Raw genomic sequence first — 18,794 nt, 5'->3', positions numbered from 1 at the left:
CTATGAAAACAAGGACAATTACAATGAAGAAAGCGCTCCTCGGCAGCCTGATTTCGGCTGCCTTGCTGACCAGCTTCAATCTGAGTGCCGCCTCTGCCGGTCAGGCAGTGGACGCTCAAGCCGCCACCGACAATGCCTCCAAAGTTTCCCAGCAGAAGATCGACAACTACGCCGAGTCTGCCGAGTCTGCCCTGGCACAGTACAAGGCCGCCCTGCGCCAGGTCGACAGTCTGCGCACTTACAACGAGCAAGTGGGCAAGATGGTCGACTCCCAGAGCGCCGAACTCGCCTCCATGCAGAAGCAGATCGCCCAGATCGACCAGACCAGCACCGAAGTGGTGCCCCTGATGCTCAAGATGATCGACTCCCTCGATCAGTTCGTGGCCCTGGACCTGCCGTTCCAGAAGGTGGAGCGTGAGGACCGCGTGGCGGCCCTGACCGACCTCATGAACCGGGCCGACGTCACCATCTCCGAGAAGTACCGCAAGATCCTCGAGGCCTACCAGATCGAGGAGGGCTTCAGCCGCACCATCGAAGCCTACAAGGCGAGCCTGGACAAGGATGGGGACGAGAAGACCTACGAGTTCCTGCGCGTCGGCCGCATCGCCCTGCTCTACCAATCCCCGGATGGCAACGAGACCGGCATGTGGAACAAGAAGACCCGCCAGTGGGAAGAGTTGCCCCAGGAGTATCGCAGTGCAGTGGAACAGGGCCTTCGCATCGCCAAGAAGCAGGCGCCTCCCGCCCTCATCAAGCTGCCGGTTCAAACTGCGGAGAAAGCATCATGAAAGGAATCAAACTTGCCATCGCCTCGCTGATCGCGGGCGCTACCCTGGTCACCCTGCCGGTGACCGCCGCCGAGAAACCGGTGGATCTGAACGCCCTGCTCAATCAGGTCAAGGCTGCCAGCACCAGCGAATCCCAGCTCAACAAGGAGCGGGAAGCCCGCTTCCTGGCTGACAAGAACGAACAAGGGGCCCTGCTCGCCAAGGCCAAGGCGGATCTCGCCGCCGAAGTCGCCAGGGGCGAAAAGCTCAAGGCCACCTTCGATGCCAACGACAAGCAGCTCACCGAGCTGACCGAGACCCTGCGCCAGCGCTCCGGCAACATGGGCGAGATGTTTGGCGTGCTGCGCCAGTTCGCCGGTGAATTCAAGGGGATCTTCAATGCCTCCGCCCGCCGGGTCGAACATCCCGAGCAGACTGCCCTGCTGACTCGCCTGGCTGAGAGCAAGGAACTGCCCTCCAGCGATGACCTGACCGCCTTCTGGACCACCACCCTCAGCCGCATGGTCGACGGTGGCAAGGTGAGCCAGATCCCGGCCACCGTGGTCTACGGCGAGGGCAACCAGGCCGAGAAGACCGTCACCCAGATCGGTGAGTTCAACACCGTCTCCGAAGGCAAGTACCTCACCTTCGTGCCGGAGACCGGCAAGTTCGAGCAACTCTCCCGCCAGCCCGAGAACGCGGTGCTGGAACCGGTCGCCAAGTTTGAGCAGGGTGGCGGCAGCGTCGAACCCATCTTCATCGACCCGTCCCGTGGCGTGATCCTCTCCCTGCTGGTGCAGTCGCCGACCCTCAAGGAGCGCATCGATCAGGGTGGCTCCGTGGGCTACGTGATCCTGGCGCTGGGTGTCATCGGTACCCTGCTGGCCCTGTTCTGCGGCGCTCGTCTCTCCCTCATCGGCGGTGCCATGCGCAAGCAGCTGAAATCCGAGCAGATCATCAAGGGCAACCCCATCGGCGAGATGCTGGGTGCCTACCAGGATCACCGGGGTGACAACATCGAGGATCTGGAATCCAAGCTCGACGAGATCATCCTGCGCAACGTGCCCAAGCTGGAGAAGGGCATCAGCCTCATCAAGCTGATCGCCTCCGTCGCCCCGCTGCTGGGCCTGCTGGGTACCGTGGTCGGGATGATTGCCACCTTCCAGGCCATCACCCTGTTCGGTACCGGTGATCCCAAGCTGATGGCGGGCGGTATCTCCGAGGCCCTGGTGACCACCATGCAGGGTCTGGTCGTGGCCGTGCCCATGCTGTTCCTCTACACCATCGTGCAGACCCAGAGCCGCCGTCTGATCCAGGTACTGGAAGAGCAGAGCGCCGGTTTCGTTGCCCGTTATCAGGAACGTCTGCACGCCGCCAAAGCCGCAGCCTAAGGAGTCACCTATGTGGTTCTGGTTGATTGAAGAAGTCGAGTCGGTCCGCCGGTTTCTGGGATTGGGGGGCGACGTACTGGTCGCCCTGTTCTTCCTGACTCTGATGATGTGGGCCCTGCTGCTGGAGCGCTGGTTCTACTTCATGGCGGTCTATCCCCAGCAGGTGAAACAGACCAAGACGGCCTGGCTGGCCCGCACCGATCACCTCTCCTGGTCCGCCAGGCAGATCCGCCGCGAGCTGGTCTCCCGGGTCGCCATGGCGGTGGACAAGGGGATGCCGGTCATCAAGGTGCTGATCGCCCTCTGCCCGCTGATGGGGCTGCTCGGGACCGTGGTGGGCATGGTGCAGGTGTTCGACACCCTGGCCATCACCGGCACCGGCTCCCCCAGGGCGATGGCCTCGGGGATCTCCAAGGCGACGGTACCGACCATGGCGGGCATGATTGCCGCCCTTTCCGGCCTGTTTTTTGTCAGCCGGCTCGATCACAAGGCCAAGCTAGCCGTGCAGAAGCTGGAAGACAACCTGAAACACGGCTGATGCAGGATGCACATCCCCGGCCGGGCCATGCCCGCCGGGGCACAGAACAAGCAAGGAGTTTTTGCCATGAGAAAACGTCACAGCGACAGCGGTGCTGACGAGGCGGCCATCGATTTGACCCCCATGCTGGACATCGTGTTCATCATGCTGATCTTCTTCATCGTCACCACCTCGTTCGTCAAGGAGTCCGGCGTGGAGATCAACCGCCCGAGCGCCAGCACGGCCGAGACGGTAAAGAAGGGGAACATCATGGTCGCGGTCCGCGAGAACGGCCAGGTCTGGGTCGACAAGCGCATCGTCGAAGTGGGTGCCGTGCGTGCCAATATCGAGCGGCTGCGGGCGGAGAACCCGGAGAGCGCCGTGGTGATCCAGGCCGACAGCGAATCCCGTTCCGGTCTGGTGGTGCAGGTCATGGACCAGATCCGCATGGCCGGTGTCCAGAACATCTCCATCGCCGCCGACAAGAGCAGCTGATGCCGGAGCGAATGCCATGAGATACCTGATATCGTTAGCGGTCTCCTGCGTGGTGGTGTTCTTCCTGTTTCTGGGAATGAACAAGCTCATCACGCCGGATCACCGGGAGCTGACGGAGCGGGAGGACGTCACCATGACCGACTTCATCCGCCTCAAGCCTCAGGAGACCCTGCAAGAGAAACAACGGGAACTGCCCAAACCGCCGCCCCCGAAACGCCCGCCTCCCCCGCCCGAGATGGAGGTGGCGAGCACGGACAGGCCTAAGATGGACAGCTCCCCCATGGACATGCCCAAACTCGACATCCCGGTCAACATCGGTGGCGGCAACGCCCTGGGTGCCTACAGCACCGGCGGCGGTGGCGGCGGCATGGGCGGCAACAACGGCGCCATCCCGATGGCGACCTTCGAGCCCATGATGCCCCGCAAGGCGGCCCTGGCCGGTCTTGCGTCCGGCAAGGTGCTGGTGGAGTTCACCGTCACCGAGCGCGGTACCGTGAGCAACATCCGCATCGTCAAGGAAGAGCCCCGCAGCTATGACCTCGGCAAGGCGGCGCGCCAGACCATCGCCAAGTGGACCTTCAAACCGGCCATGGTGGACGGCAAGCCGCAGGCCAGTCGCATGCAGCAAGAGATCGAGTTTGCGACCAACTAAGGAGGGTGGCGATGAAAAAGTTACATACCCTGATCCTCGCCCCGGTGGCCATGGCGGTGCTGCTCAGCACCGCCACCTGGGCCGCCGAACAACCCGCCCTGTCTGACCGCGCCTACCGCGCGGTCAACAAGGCCCAGGCGTTGATCACCGAGAAGAAATACGGCGAGGCCAATGCCAAGCTGCAGGAGGCGCTGTCCGGCGCTGGCGAGCGGGTCTACGACAAGGGGGTCATTTTGCAGACCCTGGGCTTCGTGGCGGCGCAGCAGGAGAAGTACGGTCAGGCGACCAAGTACTTCGCCGACGCCATCGCCACCGGCGGCCTGCCGCCCCCGGTGGCCCAGCAGGTGCGCTACAACCTGGCCCAGCTCTACATGGCGGAGGGGAACTTCAAGGGTTCCATCAACACCATGAAGGAGTGGTTCGCAAACCTCGGCAAGGACGAGAAGCCGACCCCGCACGCCTACATCACCCTGGCCAACGCCCATGTGCAGCTCAAGCAGTACCGGGAAGCCATTCCGGCGGTGGACAACGCGATCAAGCTCTCCGCGGGCAAGGCGCCGGAGTCCTGGTACCTGCTGAAGATGGCGGCCCACTACGAGCTGAAACAGTACAAGCCGGCTACCGAGGTGCTGACCGCCCTGGTGGACCGCTACCCGGAGAAGAAGAAGTACTGGACCCAGCTCTCGGCCATGCACATGCAGGCGGGCAACGATGCCAAGGCCCTGGCGGCACTGGAAGGGGCCTACAACCTCGGCATGCTGACCGAGGCCAACGAGTTGCAGCGTCTGGCCAACTACCTCGCCTTCGCCGGCATTCCCCACCGCGCCGCCCGCGTGATGGAGAAGGCCATGAAGGAGGGTCAGATCGAGAGCACCGCGGCCAACTACAAGACGCTGGCCAACTACTGGCATCAGGCCAAGGAGCTGGACCCGGCCATCGACACCCTGGCCAAGTCCTACAAGCTGGCCCCCAATGCCGAGCTGCAGCTCAAGATGGCGCGCATGATGATCCAGAGCAAGCGCTACCAGGATCTGGTGGCCTTCGCCGCCAAACCTGCCGCCAACGCCAGCGGCGAGCAGCGGGCGGACCTGAAGTTCCTGACCGGGGTCGCCTATTTTGAGCAGCAAAAGCCCAAGGAGGCGCTCTCCGCCTTCACTCAGGCCGCCCAGAATGGCAATGTCAGTGGTCGCGCTTCCCCCTGGATCAGCTTCTTGAAAGAGCAGCAGGGCGGCGCCGTCACCCAATAAAGCTGCGCGGCCCGGCTGGCGGGGCGGGGATCTCCCCGACTCGGCATCCGGGCCGCGACACATCGACAAGGGGGTCACCCCGCAGATTGCCTTGGTGGCAATTGGCCGCTCTTCGGAGCGGTCTTTTTTATGGCACCGCCCCTGCCCTTTCCCCCCCTTCTCCTGATACAAGGCACAAAAAAATCCGGAGCCTGGGCTCCGGATTGGGTCGTTGCGTTGGGAGGGGGCAACCCCTTCAACAGGTCATCAGTCACTGCATACCAGCGTCCAGCTACCATCGCCCGCTCTGAGTTCGCTGCTGGCACAGCAGCCGTGACAACTCAGTAGTTGCACACTAGCTTCCAGCTGCCGTCGCCCGCTCTGAGTTCGCTGCTGGCACAGCAGCCGGGACAACTCAGTAGTTGCATACCAGCTTCCAGCTGCCATCGCCCGCCTTGGGCTCGCTGCTGGTCCACCAGTTGGCCTGCCACACCGCCTTGCCGTTGGTCATGCGGTCGTTGCCATTGGCGTGATCCCCGCGCGGCCAGGTCGGATAGGCATTGTAGTCCGCCGGGTTGACGTTCTGGCTGGCACAGGTGGTGCCACCGCTGCCGCCGTCACCACCACCACTGCTGCCCAGCACCGCCTCGGCCAGGGCCGGGAAGTCGGACTTCAGACCTATGGTCTGGCTTCCGGCAATCAGGCGCATGCCACTCGGCACGCCGGCGGCCGGCAGGTAGTAGGTCATGGCCACTTCCACGTCGGTGCCCGGCGTCCAGGCTTTCCAGGCCGGCAGCGTCAGAGCCACCTTGTGGAAGTCCTTCTCATTGGCGATGCCGTCCGAGTTCTGGTTGCCACCGCTCTCCACCACTTTCAGCCCCATGCCGCTCTGGTCGGTGATGGTGTCTGAGGTGGAGGTGGGGACCAGGAACTCGATGCGGGTGCCGCCCGGAATGGTCTGGGTCGATTTGTTGGTGAGCTTGAGGGTCGGGTTGATCGGGTAGTTGGAGTCCCCTTCCTTGAAGCCGGAGAGGCTCACGCCGATGTCGAGCTGGGCGGCCGGAGCCGGCAGATCGTTCTGCTTCAGGGCCGCCTTGTCGGCCTTGCTGAACTTCTCGTAGGCGAGGCTGGTGAGGGTGCTGCCCATCACGTACTCGTTCTTCGCGGCGTCAAAGTCATAGTCCCCCGCCATCTCCCAGAACATGACGCCCCCCAGGCCCCGCTTGACGATGTAGTCGAGCTTGTGACCCATGGACTCTTCATCTTCGGTGGAGAGGAACACCTTCTTCTGCTCGTTCCAGAGCCAGGGCGCATGGGCCTTGTCGTCGTAGTAACGCACATACTGGCCTTGCATCACGTGGGCCGGGTTGTTGGGATCCAGACCCCAGGCCTGGCCGTAGCTCGGCAAGGTGGTGATGCCGAGGCTGGCGGCGTGCTCCAGGTTCTTGGCATGCCACATGGGCACGGTGCCACCGCCAATCTCCTTGCCGTTCTTGTCAAGGTCATGCCAGATGTTGTCGATGCCCACCGCCCCGTTGCCGCACGGAATGGTGCTGCCACCGGTGCCCGGCTGGCAATCGCTCTGGCTCGGCAGCGCCGCCTTGCCACCCAGACCGTGGGTGCCACCGGTGACCCCCTGCCAGCCACGGGTGTAATAGGGCACCCCTATGTTGATCTTGCCCGCCGCCAGGGCACCACGGAAGTAGTGGGCCGCCCAGGCGGAGTTGAGATAGCCGATGCCGCCAAACTGGGCCTGGGTGTAGACACCCCACTGGGACAACTCGGGATCCGCCTTGTTGTCGAACAGGGCGGCGTTGTGACCGACGAAGTGGTTCCAGGCACCGTGGAAGTCATAGGTCATCAGGTTGATGTAGTCGAGGTACTGGATGACCTGGAAGTTCTCCATGCCGCGCAGCAGGTAGGCCGAGGCCGGCGAGGCGATGGTCAGCATGTACTTGCGACCGTCCTCGGTGCCGGCGCTGTCGAGCTTGTTGCGCAGGGTCTTCATCAGCACTTCATAGTTCGCAAAGAGCTTGCCGCGACACTGGTTGGAGAGCGGGAAATCGTTGGGGTTGCCCGCATCCTTCATGGAGGTGGGGTACTCGTAGTCGATATCCACCCCATCGAAGCCGTACTGGCGGATGAAGCCCACGGCCGAGTCGGCAAAGGCGTTGATGCCGGCGGTGTTGACCGAGCAGTCGCCCTTGGTGGTGGCGGCGTAGAAGCCGCGGGTATCGGCCCAGCCCCCGACGGAGATGAGGGTCTTCACGTCCGGGTACTGCTTCTTGTACTTGGACAGCAGGTTGAAGTGACCCTGATAGGCAAACTCCGGATCCATCTCGGCGCCCGGCACTCCGTTCCAGATCAGCTTGGCGGCGGCGTCATCCACCTTGATGGTGTGACTCTGCTCGTCCACCGCCGCGAAGGCGTAGTTGATGTGGGTGATCTTGTCCCAGGGAATGTCGCTCACCAGGTAGGCGGGCAGGCCGTTTTTGCCGGTGCGCCAGGAGGTGAAATACCCGATGACGCGGCGGCCGTGGTCATCCCCCATGCACTCGCTGCCGTCGGCGCGGTAGATCTGGCGCACGTCGCAGGAGAGGTTGCCGCCGGTGGGGGGCAGGGCCGCCTCTTCCACCTGCACGTCCACCTGGGCCGACTCGCCAGAGAGGTTGGTCTTGTCGGTCGCCACCAGCTTGAGGCCGGTCAGCCCCTTGTTCTGGGGCGTCCAGCTCAGTTGCCAGGGGGCGCTGGTGTCCTCGCCAACCTTCTGGCCATTCACGAAGAGCTCGACCTTGGCGACGTCGTCATTGGCGTCGGTGACATTGCCGCTCACGGTGAGGGCGCGGCCCAGGGTCACCCTGGCACCGGCGGCGGGGCTTGCGATGCTCACCCTGGGCGCCTCTGGCGCCACCACGGCGGCGACCTTGAAGCTCGAATCCGCCTCGCTCAGCACCTTGCCGTCTTTATCCAGCGCCCGGGCCTTGAGGGCGTGATTGCCCGCACCGGCGGCAGACCAGCTGGCACTCCAGGGAGAAGCCGTGGCGGTGGCGACCAGGGTGCCGTCGATGAGGTATTCCACCCGGGCGAGCGCCGTGACCGGGCCGCTCAGCGTCACCGCCAGGGCCACACTGGCCCCCTCACTGACGCTGGCACCCACGGCGGGGGAGCCGATGGCGACGACCAGGGACGGTGGCGGCACCTCGCCACCATACAGCTTCCAGGCATCGGCCCAGACCACACCCACCCCGGGGGCATAGTGATAGGGGGACGCGCCGCACCAACCGGAGTAAGGGAATTCCTTGCATTCATAGAGGGCGCCTGCGTTGCTGACGATGTCGCCAGCCTTGTAGGCTGTGCCGGCCTGATAGGCGGGGTAAGCGGCCTGCGCCCAGGCAGGGACGGCCGCAAGGGCGACCAGCATGGCAAGCCTGCTGGGCCTCAAGATCTGTTGCATATTGTTATCTTCCTTGTTTTGTCTTGGCTTCAATGCCGGGAAAAGCGCAATCGCAACAGGGAACAAGGGAGCGACAACAGGCCATGGACGGGCCACAAACCCTCAAGTCACCCTGGGTAACCCCGCTGTCTGGCCCGGATGGGACAGATCGGAGGCTTTGCGTCCCGGCATCACTGCCGGTTTGCCCTTTGCCTGGGTTCCGTGAGGAACGGCTCGAGTATAGGAAGCAAGTGACCACTGCTCAATCTTTATTCTCGAAGGAAAATATGTGAATGCTGGCCGCCTCACACTTTTCGCTCCTACCTGATGACAAATAGATCATCAATATCAAACTGTTAGCCACGTCAAAAAATGGCAAATGGGCTCCTTTGTCTCCTCATAATGTGCGTTGGTTCACTGGTCAGAGCTGCCAGAAATGTGACAATGCGCGCCCTTGGCCACGATGCCAAGGCTATGGAAACACTGGCAAAAATAAAAAAAGGAATACCCATGAAAGGAACACCTACCCTGCTGTCGCTGGCCGTGGGGCTCGCGCTCGCGTCCCCGTCTCTCTACGCCGCCGGCTTCAGTTGCCCGGCCGACAGTGCCCTCACCCCCATCCCCGCCATCCAGGGCAGTGGCGACAAGAGCCCCCTCGTCCCGGACGATCAGTTCGAAAGCGCCCAGAGCGTCTCGGTCAAGGCGGTGGTCTCGGGTCTGGGGGAAAGCCTCAACAAGGGCTTCTACCTGCTGGATGTGCAGGGGGACGGCAACCCCGAGACGTCGGACGGCATTTTCGTCTACCTCAACGACAAGAACTTCGCCAGCAAGTACCCGGATATCCAGCCGGGCGCCCTGGTCTGTCTGGAGGCCAAGGTCGAGGAGTATTACGGCCACACCCAGCTCAAGCCCCTGTTTGACGGCAGCACGCCGCGCCTGACGACCCTGGCCCAGGGCGCCGCCCCGGCCGCCACGGCGCTGCGGGTACTGGAGGGGGAAACCCTGGCCCGGGCCCTGGAGCGTCACGAAGGGATGCGGGTACGCCTTGACGCCGACAGCGCCCTCCAAATCAGCCGCAACTTCAGCTACGACTATGCCGCCCGGCGCAACAACCTGGTGCTCGCTCACGGCGCCCCGCTGATGAAGCCGACCCAGCTCCATGTGGCAAGCAGCCCCGAGGCCGTGGCGCTGGCCGAGGCCAACGCCAGCAACCGGGTCTTCCTCGAGTCGGACGTCAAGGCGGGGGACGGCAAGCTCCCCTGGCTGCCCGCCTGGGAGCCGGAGCAGGGTTACCTGCGCATCGGCGATGCCCTGGTCAATCTGGAGGCCATGGTCGGCTACAGCTACAACGAGTACCGCCTGATCGTGCCCCGGGATCAGACCATCACCGCGGGGGATCTGCTGCGCACCAGCGACAACGACCGCCAGAGCGCCCCGGCCCGCCTGGATGGCACTGACCTTCGCATCGGCAGCTTCAACGTGCTCAACTACTTCACCAGCCACTCCAGCGTGGGGGGCGCCCTCAACGTGCTCTGCGCGGATCAGGCGGATGCGGACAGCGCCAAGGGCTGCAACCGCGGCGCCAAGAGCCTGGAGGAGTTCCAGTTGCAGCGCGCCAAGATCGTCAACGCCATCACCGAGATGGACGCCGACCTGCTCGGCCTGATGGAGATGGAGAACAACGGCTTTGACGAGCACGCCGCCCTCCACGATCTGGTGGAGAGCCTCAACGCCAGGCAGAAGGAGGCGAGCAAGCACTACGCCTTCGTCACCCTGCCCAAGGCCCTGCTCACGGAGGATCGCTTCTTTGGCGGCGACGCCATCATGGTGGCCATGATCTACCGCCCCGCCCTGCTCACCCCGAGCGGGGATGCCGACGTCATCCCCCTGCCCCAGCAGCGCTACACCACGGGCGGCGTCACCAAGAGCGCCGGTCAGCGGGACTCCCTGGTCCAGCGCTTCACCGTGGCGGGCAGCGACGCCCCCCTGACCCTGGTGGTCAACCACCTCAAGTCCAAGGGGTCGGGCTGCTATGAAAACGGAGATGGCAAGACGGAGCCTGCGGACCTGCAGGGCAAGTGCACCGAGTTTCGGGTGAGCGCCGCCAAGGTGCTGGGGGAGGCGGTGAGCAAGATGCCGGGCCAGGTGCTGCTGGTGGGGGACTTCAACTCCTACGCCAAGGAGGATCCCATCCGGGTGCTGACCGACTATGCGCCGGTCGCGGGGGAGCGCCAGATCCGCTCCGCCTCCCACACCTACATCGGCGACAAGCCCTATGAGCAGATGGGCCAGACGGTGGCCAAGGGTTACGGCCTGGTGGATCTGAACGTCAAGTTCAACCAGGAGAAGGCCATCTCCTACAGCTACGAGGCCGAGCTCGGCACCCTGGATTACGCCCTCGCCAGCCCGGCGCTGGCTGACAAGGTGGTGGCGGTGGCCGACTGGCACATCAACTCCTTCGAGAGCAACCTGTTCGAATATGGCAGCGCCTACACCGGCGATCTCATCAAGTCGGACAACCCCTTCAGCGCCTCGGACCACGACCCCGTCATCGTCGACCTCAAGCTCAAGGAAGCGAGCAAGGGGGGTGGCGGCGCCATGGGCGCCCTGCTGCTGGCCCTGTTGCCGCTCGCCTGGCGGCGTCGTCGCTAAGACGCGGCATCCTCGATGCCAGGTGCAAAGCCCGCGATGATCGCGGGCTTTTTTTGTGCCAGGGCCATTTGAAAAACAAATGCAAAAGGCCACATCATGGGATTAATAAATGCCCTGTTGCCCCGTCTCACCCCTTTCCCGGGGGGCTGGCACCCTGTCGACGGGGAAACCCGGTGTTGACACCAGGGGCCGGATAGCGTATCCCGCAGGTTGCCGAACGAGCCCACCGCCACGCGGCAGAGGATGGCATCGCGCAGCCCGCGCCGTGGCCATGGCGGCATCGGCGCCAATCCTCACCCTCACCCCCGTCAGCGGCGGCGAGAGCCGCTGATGCCCTCGCGGACAGGGTGAAGCGCCATTTGCCAGACAAATGCAAAGGGCGAGATCATGGGAAATCCAAATGACAGGCAAACAAAAAGGCCACCGCGATGCGGTGGCCTTGGTGCTTTCTTGCGAAAGATGGTGGAGCTACGCGGGATCGAACCGCGGACCTCTTGCATGCCATGCAAGCGCTCTCCCAGCTGAGCTATAACCCCGATGTGTGTGAGTGACGCTGAATCACTCTGAATTTGGTGGAGCTACGCGGGATCGAACCGCGGACCTCTTGCATGCCATGCAAGCGCTCTCCCAGCTGAGCTATAACCCCAAATTCGGTACTCAATGAATGGTTCTGGCGGCCATTCATCCTCAATAATGGTGGAGCTACGCGGGATCGAACCGCGGACCTCTTGCATGCCATGCAAGCGCTCTCCCAGCTGAGCTATAACCCCACAAAGGTCGGCCTGGGTGATACACACCGCACTGCCCTGGGTACTTCATGTCAATCGGGAACCTGGTGGAGCTACGCGGGATCGAACCGCGGACCTCTTGCATGCCATGCAAGCGCTCTCCCAGCTGAGCTATAACCCCTTGGATTCCAGATTGTTCGAGGAGAATTTGGTGGAGCTACGCGGGATCGAACCGCGGACCTCTTGCATGCCATGCAAGCGCTCTCCCAGCTGAGCTATAACCCCAACTCACCTCGGCGCTACCAAAGTTATCTCTGGCAACGGAGGCGCATGATAGGCATCACCCGCTTTGCTGTCAACCCAAAATTCTCGCCCACTGGAGCGTTTAGTCAAAATTCAGGCAGTTAGCTGTTTTTACCGCCAACCTCGTCTCTATGTCGCTGTTTTACGTCGCAAATCCGCTTGAGGCCAAAATACGAAGGGCCCCCGTCAGGGAGCCCTTTTCATGCCATGGCCGATGTTTATTCAGCGGCCATGCGCGCTTCGATATACGCCAAAGCGCGGTCGATACGAGCGAGGCGCTCCTTGCCCACCAGCGCCATCACGGCGTCGGCGATGCCAGGGGACTGACCCGTACCGGCGCTCTGAATTACTCGGCGGCCATCCGCGCGTCGGTATACGTCAAAGCGCGGTCGATACGGGCGAGGACCCGCTCCTTGCCCACCAGCGCCATCACGGCATCGATGGCGGGGGAGAGATTACCCCAGACCGGTGACGGCAATGTGCGACGGCAAGCTTACTCGGCGGCCATGCGCGCTTCGATATACGCCAGGGCGCGGTCGATGCGGGCCAGTACACGCTCTTTTCCGACCAGCGCCATCACGGCGTCGATGGCAGGGGAGAGATTACCCCAGACCGGTGACGGCAATGTGCGGCGACAAGCTTACTCGGCGGCCATGCGCGCTTCGATATACGCCAGGGCGCGGTCGATGCGGGCGAGGACCCGCTCCTTGCCCACCAGCGCCATCACGGCGTCGATGGCAGGAGACTGGCCCAGACCGGTGACGGCCACACGCAGCGGCATGCCGACCTTGCCCATGCCCTGACCCAGCTCGGCGGCGGTCGCTTCAATCAGCTCGTGCAGCGCCTCGGTGGTCCAGGTCTCCAGGGCCGCCAGCTTGGCCTTGGCCAGCGCCAGCGGCTCGGCAGCCACACCGCGCAGGTGCTTCTTGGCAGCGGCTTCGTCGATGGCCTCGTACTCTTCGAACAGGTAGCGGCTCTGGGCAGCCACCTCGACCAGGGTGTTGCAGCGCTCGGCCAGCAGGGTGACCACGTCGGCCAGCGCCGGGCCATTGCTGGTGTCGATCTGCTGGTGTTCCATGTGCCAGGCCAGGTGCTTGGCCACATAGGCCGGATCCAGGCTGCGCATGTAGTGGTTGTTCAGCCACAGCAGCTTGTCGGTGTTGAAGGCGGAAGCCGACTTGGAGATGGCGTCCAGGCTGAACAGCTTGATCATCTCGTCCAGGGTGAAGATCTCCTGATCCCCGTGGGACCAACCCAGACGCACCAGGTAGTTCAGCAGCGCTTCCGGCAGGTAGCCGTCGTCGCGGTACTGCATCACGGAGACGGCGCCATGGCGCTTGGAGAGCTTGGCGCCGTCGTCACCCAGGATCATGGAGACGTGGGCAAATTCCGGTACCGGCGCGTTCAGCGCCTTGTAGATGTTGATCTGGCGCGGGGTGTTGTTGATGTGGTCTTCGCCACGCACCACGTGGGTGATCTCCATGTCCCAGTCATCGACTACAACACAGAAGTTGTAGGTCGGCGCACCGTCGGTACGGCGAATGATCAGATCGTCCAGCTCGGTGTTGGCGAACTCGATGCGGCCACGGACGTGGTCATCGAACACCACGGAGCCTTCGGTCGGGTTGCGGAAGCGGATCACGTGGGGCGCATCGGCCGGATGATCGTGGGCGCCATCCCGGCACTTGCCGTCATAGCGGGGCTTCTCGCCGTTGGCCATCTGGCCTTCGCGCAGCGCTTCCAGCCGCTCCTTGGAGCAGTAGCACTTGTAGGCGCGACCGTCAGCCAGCATCTCGTCGATGAGGCCGTTGTAGCGATCGAAGCGCTTGGTCTGGTAGTAGGGGCCCTCATCCCAGTTCAGCTCCAGCCATTCCATGCCCTCAATGATGGCGTCGATGGCCTCCTGAGTGGAACGTTCCAGATCGGTATCCTCGATACGCAGCACAAACTCACCGCCCTGGTTCTTTGCAAACAACCAGGAATAGAGTGCGGTACGGGCACCGCCGACATGCAAAAAGCCGGTCGGGCTGGGAGCAAAACGGGTTTTGACTTTCATCTTTAAGCCTTGTGTAGAGGGCCTTGGGCCAATTCGTTAAAAAAACCGTCGCATTTTAGCACCGACAATGACGGATGGGAAAACCATGGCGAGGCAGAGGGGAAAATAGGGTCTACTCCCGCAAAAACCGCTGTTTTAGAGTGATGTCTCAGAATTTTCCCTTTTTTCCCGCTTAGCTAGGCGAGGTCGCTGGAGAGATCTCCCGCACAGCCGATACTTCAGTCACCCCGTCAACGAACCCTCAACGATACAAGGAACGCGCGATGCAGTTTCGTTCTATCCAGAATCGTATCCTGGTACTGGCCGGTGTCGCCATGACCACGGCCCTGGTCATCCTGATCCTGCTCAACCAGTATTCAGGCCGGCAGACCCAGCAGCTCACCATCGACTCCAGCCGCGCCGCCCTGCAACAGGAGGCGTGGCAGAAGGTGAGTGCCAACGCCCGTGCCGAGGCCGCCACCATCACCCAGCTGCTGCAAAAGGGGCTCTCCTACACCCAGCAGATGGCCAGCGTCTTCGCCCGCCAGCAGGAGGGCAAGCTGCCGCTGGATCGCCAGCAAGCCACCGATCTGCTCAAGGCCCAGCTTGCCCTGGAGCCCCAGCTCTATGGCGCCTTCGCGGGCTTCGAACCCAACGGCTTCGACGGCCAGGACGAAAGCTTCGCCGGCCAGAGCGCGCTCGGCAGTGACGACAAGGGGCGCTTCGTTCCCTACTTCTACCGCGACAAGGATCAGATCGGCAGCGATCTGCTGCTCTCCATCGAAAAGAGCGATCCGGACGAGTTCGGCAACCCGGCCAACGACTACTACGCCTGCCCGAAACGGGAGGGGCGCCCCTGCCTCATCGACCCCTTCAAGGTGGACATCAACGGCCAGCAGGTGCTGGTGAGCACCATCACCACCCCCATCCTGGTGGATGGCCAGTTCAAGGGCATCGCCGCGCTGGATGTGGCGGTGGACTCCATCAGCCGTCAGGCCCAGTCTCTCAACAGCAACATCTATGACGGCAAGGGGGAGACCCTGATCGTCAGCGCTGCCGGCGTCATCACCGGCACCAGCGGCGACGCCAGCCTGCTCGGCAGCCGCGCCGACAAGGTGCTCGGCAACGGCTGGCAGCAGTACCTCAAACCGGACGTGCAGCGCCAGGAGCTCACCGACGCGTTCCGTATCTCGGTGCCCATCGCGGTGCCCGGCATGGCCCGCAACTGGGCCATCATCGTCACCCTGCCCTACAAGGTGGTGCTCGCGGGAGCGGACGAGCTGGCACGCCAGCTCACCGACATGAACCGCGCCGCCATGACCCAGCAGCTCATCGGTGCCCTGCTGGTGCTGGTGCTGGCCCTTGGCACCATGCTGGTCATTGCCCGCAGCATCACGGGCCCCATCCGCCAGATGGTCAGCCTGGTGGATGACATCGCCGACGGCGACGGGGATCTCACCAAGCGCCTGGAAACCCGCTCCCGGGACGAGCTGGGGGCACTGGCCCGGGGCATCAATCGCTTCATCGACAAGCTGCAGGCCTTGCTCGGGGATGTGCAGAAGACCGCGAGCGAGGTCCATCGCCACGCCGGGGACACCGACCGCATCGCCGGCCAGACCGACAACAACCTGCAGCATCACCAGGCGGAGATGGAGCAGATGCTGACCGCGGTGCAGGAGATGTCCTATGTCAGCCAGGAGGTGGCCACCCACGCCAACAACACCGCCGACTCCGCCAAGCAGGCCCAAAGCGCGGCGGACGAGGGCAAGGTACGCTTCCAGCGTGTGATCCACTCCATGCACAAGGTGGCCGCCGAGGCAGGCAAGGGAGCCGAGGTGGTGGAAGGGCTGGCTCACGACAGCGAGCAGATCACCAGCATCCTCACCGTCATCCAGGGGATCGCCGATCAGACCAACCTGCTGGCGCTCAACGCCGCCATCGAGGCGGCCCGGGCCGGCGAGCAGGGGCGCGGTTTTGCGGTGGTGGCCGACGAGGTGCGCAAGCTGGCGGGCAACACCCAGCAGGCGGTGCAAAATACCCAGGAGCTGATCGACAAGATCCGCCACAGCTCTACCAACGCGGTCAACGCCATCCAGCAGAGCCAGCAGCTGACCCATCAGGCGGTGGGGGAAGCGGATCAGGCGGAGGCGGCCCTCGGCAGCATCTTCCAGGCCATCGCCACCATCAACGACATGACCTACCAAATCGCCTCCGCCGCCGAGGAGCAGAGCTCGGTTTCCGAGACCGTCTCCGGCAATCTGTCAAAAACCAGCGCACTGGCCAACGACATCGCCAGGGACGCCACCAGTACGGCCAACGCCAGTCAGGCCTTGCGTCAGGCGGCGGAACGTTTGCAGCAATTGTTGGGTCAGTTTCGTCTCAGCTGATAATTTTCATGCTCCGGACTCTCCCCCTCGGGGACGAGTCCGTTTACCATAGGCGGCATATTTGCCTGATGGCAGGCAATGTAGTGAGAGGTAAATGCCGTGCCCACCCCGGACCGTCGCCCACGTGGCCATAACAGACGAGCCCAGCAGCGTCGCCAAGACGAATCACAAGGAACCCTGCTCCAACGTATCAACGCGGCTACCCTGCCCCTGCGCCAGCGTCTCGGCCAGGGTATGAGTGGCCTGGGTCAGCGCAACAAGGAGCCGAAGGCGGCCTCGTTCAAGCTGGCAAGCCCCCTGCCCCGGAAACACACCATAGGGTTGCTGGTGCTGATCCCGCTCTGGCTGCTGGTGCTGGCCTGGGAGCCCGCCCCCGCCGCCCCGACCACGGCGCCGTCAGGTTCTCTGGCGGTCCCCCTGGCCGTGCCGGCCCAGGCCCTGACCATCGGCAACGCCGGTGAGCTCCAGGCCGCCAAGCCCGTCGAGGAGAAAGTGGATGGCACCTGGTTGCAGCACGACGTGCAGGCCGGTGAAACCCTCTACTCCATCTTCCGCAAGTTCGAGTTGCCGGGGGCCGAGCTCAGCCGGCTTATCGCCATCGAAGGGCCGGACAGGCCGCTGACCCGGCTGCAGTCGGGCAAGTCGGTGTTCATCCTGGTGGACACCAGCCGCCGCATCCAGCGGGTCGAGGTCCGCTCTCTCGGTCAGGTCAGCTACCGCTACGACCGCCAGGGGGAAGGGTTCGCCCTCAAGGAATAAGGGGGCTCGACCACCCCCCTTATGCAGACGGGAGGCCATGGCCTCCCGTTTTTTTTGATGTGAAGCATGAAACAAGCTGCTGACTTCACAATACTTTTAGCTCGCTCAAAAAATGAAAAGTGCCAAATTGACAAGGGATCGGGCTCCAGTACAATCGGTCAGGCTTTAGACAGGGATTGTGCTACATGCTACTGGGACAAAGAGACGTGGTCAGTCATGCTTCAACCCCTGACTTCCAGGCAAATGCTGCCCAACCAGGCTTAGTTTCATTTTGTTATAGATAGGACTTACCACATGTCTGACATTCGCACCGGCCAAGTAAAATGGTTCAACGAAACCAAGGGTTTTGGCTTCATCGAGCAATCCCAGGGACCGGACGTTTTCGTTCACTTCTCCTCCATCCAGAGCGCAGGTTTCAAGACCCTGGCTGAAGGTCAAAAAGTCCAGTTCACTGTGACCCAGGGCAAAAAAGGCCCTCAGGCCGAGAACGTCACCGTTATCTGAGCCAGCGCCAGTGAACCCGTAGGAGGAGCCATCGCCCCTCCTATTTTTTTGCCCGCGATTTCCCCTCCTCGATCGGCAGAGCTCTTGCCGGACTTGCCATCCCCACCTGCAAGCCGCTTATGGCCCCCACCAGCCGCTATAAATCAAAATGATGAGTTTTGGTTAAATGCCCCGGTTTTAACTTATACCGAGCCACTGTCTGTCATTCAGGACCTGCCAAGCCTGTTAGCCGACCGCAAAGGGTTGTGCCCGATCTCCGGGAGGCTATTAGCAAGCAATACATCTTGGTCTTATGACTTGGGATGTGCGGGGAAGAGAGAAAGCAGGCAAACGCCGGATACGACAAATCATAGCGGCGCGATGTGATGGGCAATTCAAAGGGATTATGAGGACGTCGAAGAGAGATTGGAGCGGGAAACGAGACTCGAACTCGCGACCCCGACCTTGGCAAGCGCGGATCATGCTCTACCAACAGGACGCGGCAGTGATGGTACTGAGAAACTGGATTCGTGTACTTGGGGGAGAGATTGAATTCGAAGGGTTCGAAGAGAGATTGGAGCGGGAAACGAGACTCGAACTCGCGACCCCGACCTTGGCAAGGTCGTGCTCTACCAACTGAGCTATTCCCGCAACGGGATGTCATCTGCAAGTGATTGGAGCGGGAAACGAGACTCGAACTCGCGACCCCGACCTTGGCAAGGTCGTGCTCTACCAACTGAGCTATTCCCGCAACGGAATATCACTTACACATATCTACCGGACACTGTTTGGAGCGGGAAACGAGACTCGAACTCGCGACCCCGACCTTGGCAAGGTCGTGCTCTACCAACTGAGCTATTCCCGCAACAGAATGTCATCTGCAAGTGATTGGAGCGGGAAACGAGACTCGAACTCGCGACCCCGACCTTGGCAAGGTCGTGCTCTACCAACTGAGCTATTCCCGCA

The 18,794-nt window shown here is 62.7% G+C and carries 13 protein-coding genes, 9 tRNA genes and 1 riboswitch; of the genes, 10 read left to right on the top strand and 12 right to left on the bottom strand.

Annotation, left to right across the window (positions count from 1 at the left end):
• Positions 1-23: 23 nt before the first annotated feature.
• The 6 genes from AB5Y70_RS07075 to AB5Y70_RS07050 all read left to right on the top strand — a co-directional run bounded on the left by AB5Y70_RS07075 (position 24) and on the right by AB5Y70_RS07050 (position 5,069).
• The gene (locus tag AB5Y70_RS07075; RefSeq protein WP_319864243.1) at positions 24-788 is read left to right on the top strand and encodes a DUF3450 domain-containing protein; all 765 of its coding nucleotides are present in this window, start codon (positions 24-26) and stop codon (positions 786-788) included.
• Positions 785-2,158, top strand: a complete 1,374-nt coding sequence (locus AB5Y70_RS07070) for a MotA/TolQ/ExbB proton channel family protein (protein WP_103858181.1) — start codon at positions 785-787, stop codon at positions 2,156-2,158. The genes AB5Y70_RS07075 and AB5Y70_RS07070 overlap by 4 nt, the downstream gene beginning before the upstream one ends.
• A 10-nt stretch (positions 2,159-2,168) precedes the next feature.
• Positions 2,169-2,696 carry a MotA/TolQ/ExbB proton channel family protein gene (locus AB5Y70_RS07065; RefSeq protein WP_010675475.1) on the top strand — a complete coding sequence of 176 codons (528 nt, stop codon included), beginning with the start codon at positions 2,169-2,171 and terminating at the stop codon, positions 2,694-2,696.
• 66 nt (positions 2,697-2,762) lie between these two features.
• Positions 2,763-3,170: a biopolymer transporter ExbD gene (locus AB5Y70_RS07060; RefSeq protein WP_010675476.1), complete on the top strand. Its 408-nt coding sequence runs from the start codon at positions 2,763-2,765 to the stop codon at positions 3,168-3,170.
• Positions 3,171-3,186: 16 nt separating this feature from the next.
• Entirely contained in the window at positions 3,187-3,822 is a 636-nt protein-coding gene (locus AB5Y70_RS07055) for an energy transducer TonB (protein WP_010675477.1), read from the top strand.
• An 11-nt stretch (positions 3,823-3,833) separates the two neighbouring features.
• A complete protein-coding gene (locus AB5Y70_RS07050) occupies positions 3,834-5,069 on the top strand; it encodes a lipopolysaccharide assembly protein LapB (RefSeq protein WP_042014300.1) in 1,236 nt (411 codons plus the stop codon).
• Between the two features lie 394 nt (positions 5,070-5,463).
• Here the strand turns inward: AB5Y70_RS07050 and AB5Y70_RS07045 are convergent, their stop codons facing one another.
• Positions 5,464-8,469 carry a glycosyl hydrolase family 18 protein gene (locus AB5Y70_RS07045; protein ID WP_143238288.1) on the bottom strand — a complete coding sequence of 1,002 codons (3,006 nt, stop codon included), beginning with the start codon at positions 8,467-8,469 and terminating at the stop codon, positions 5,464-5,466.
• 145 nt (positions 8,470-8,614) lie between these two features.
• A riboswitch (cyclic di-GMP riboswitch) is annotated at positions 8,615-8,698 on the bottom strand.
• 293 nt (positions 8,699-8,991) lie between these two features.
• On the opposite strand from AB5Y70_RS07045, the gene AB5Y70_RS07040 reads away from it, so the two are divergent.
• Entirely contained in the window at positions 8,992-11,133 is a 2,142-nt protein-coding gene (locus tag AB5Y70_RS07040; RefSeq protein ID WP_143237135.1) for an ExeM/NucH family extracellular endonuclease, read from the top strand.
• 460 nt (positions 11,134-11,593) lie between these two features.
• On the opposite strand, the gene AB5Y70_RS07035 is transcribed toward AB5Y70_RS07040, so the two are convergent.
• The 7 genes from AB5Y70_RS07035 to gltX all read right to left on the bottom strand — a co-directional run bounded on the left by AB5Y70_RS07035 (position 11,594) and on the right by gltX (position 14,220).
• Positions 11,594-11,669: transfer RNA gene (locus AB5Y70_RS07035), tRNA-Ala, on the bottom strand.
• Positions 11,670-11,703: 34 nt separating this feature from the next.
• Positions 11,704-11,779, bottom strand: a tRNA-Ala gene (locus tag AB5Y70_RS07030).
• Positions 11,780-11,827: 48 nt separating this feature from the next.
• Positions 11,828-11,903, bottom strand: a tRNA-Ala gene (locus AB5Y70_RS07025).
• 63 nt (positions 11,904-11,966) lie between these two features.
• Positions 11,967-12,042 (bottom strand) — tRNA-Ala (locus tag AB5Y70_RS07020).
• Positions 12,043-12,070: 28 nt separating this feature from the next.
• Positions 12,071-12,146: transfer RNA gene (locus tag AB5Y70_RS07015), tRNA-Ala, on the bottom strand.
• 511 nt (positions 12,147-12,657) lie between these two features.
• Positions 12,658-12,789 carry a glutamyl-tRNA synthetase gene (locus AB5Y70_RS07010; RefSeq protein WP_223302521.1) on the bottom strand — a complete coding sequence of 44 codons (132 nt, stop codon included), beginning with the start codon at positions 12,787-12,789 and terminating at the stop codon, positions 12,658-12,660.
• A gap of 15 nt (positions 12,790-12,804) precedes the next feature.
• Positions 12,805-14,220: a glutamate--tRNA ligase gene (gene gltX / locus AB5Y70_RS07005; protein WP_043154316.1), complete on the bottom strand. Its 1,416-nt coding sequence runs from the start codon at positions 14,218-14,220 to the stop codon at positions 12,805-12,807.
• Between the two features lie 263 nt (positions 14,221-14,483).
• Here gltX and AB5Y70_RS07000 point away from each other — a divergent pair, with 263 nt between their 5' ends.
• From AB5Y70_RS07000 to AB5Y70_RS06990, 3 genes are all read left to right on the top strand, one after another.
• Positions 14,484-16,586 (top strand): methyl-accepting chemotaxis protein, encoded by a 2,103-nt coding sequence (locus AB5Y70_RS07000; RefSeq protein ID WP_143237134.1) that lies wholly within the window; start codon positions 14,484-14,486, stop codon positions 16,584-16,586.
• A gap of 99 nt (positions 16,587-16,685) precedes the next feature.
• Positions 16,686-17,345: a LysM-like peptidoglycan-binding domain-containing protein gene (locus AB5Y70_RS06995; RefSeq protein ID WP_124812691.1), complete on the top strand. Its 660-nt coding sequence runs from the start codon at positions 16,686-16,688 to the stop codon at positions 17,343-17,345.
• Between the two features lie 294 nt (positions 17,346-17,639).
• Positions 17,640-17,849, top strand: coding sequence for a cold-shock protein (locus tag AB5Y70_RS06990; RefSeq protein WP_005297820.1), 210 nt, complete (start codon positions 17,640-17,642; stop codon positions 17,847-17,849).
• Positions 17,850-18,403: 554 nt separating this feature from the next.
• Here the strand turns inward: AB5Y70_RS06990 and AB5Y70_RS06985 are convergent.
• From AB5Y70_RS06985 to AB5Y70_RS06970, 4 genes are all read right to left on the bottom strand, one after another.
• Positions 18,404-18,479 (bottom strand) — tRNA-Gly (locus AB5Y70_RS06985).
• Positions 18,480-18,503: 24 nt separating this feature from the next.
• Positions 18,504-18,579 (bottom strand) — tRNA-Gly (locus AB5Y70_RS06980).
• Positions 18,580-18,617: 38 nt separating this feature from the next.
• Positions 18,618-18,693 (bottom strand) — tRNA-Gly (locus AB5Y70_RS06975).
• A gap of 24 nt (positions 18,694-18,717) precedes the next feature.
• Positions 18,718-18,793, bottom strand: a tRNA-Gly gene (locus AB5Y70_RS06970).
• Position 18,794: the final 1 nt, after the last annotated feature.

It is taken from the genome of Aeromonas sp. s1(2024) (assembly GCF_040908005.1).
In the GTDB taxonomy this organism is placed as follows: domain Bacteria; phylum Pseudomonadota; class Gammaproteobacteria; order Enterobacterales; family Aeromonadaceae; genus Aeromonas; species Aeromonas caviae.
Note: the sequence above shows the minus strand (reverse complement) of the source record. Positions and strands in the feature narration are given on the sequence as shown.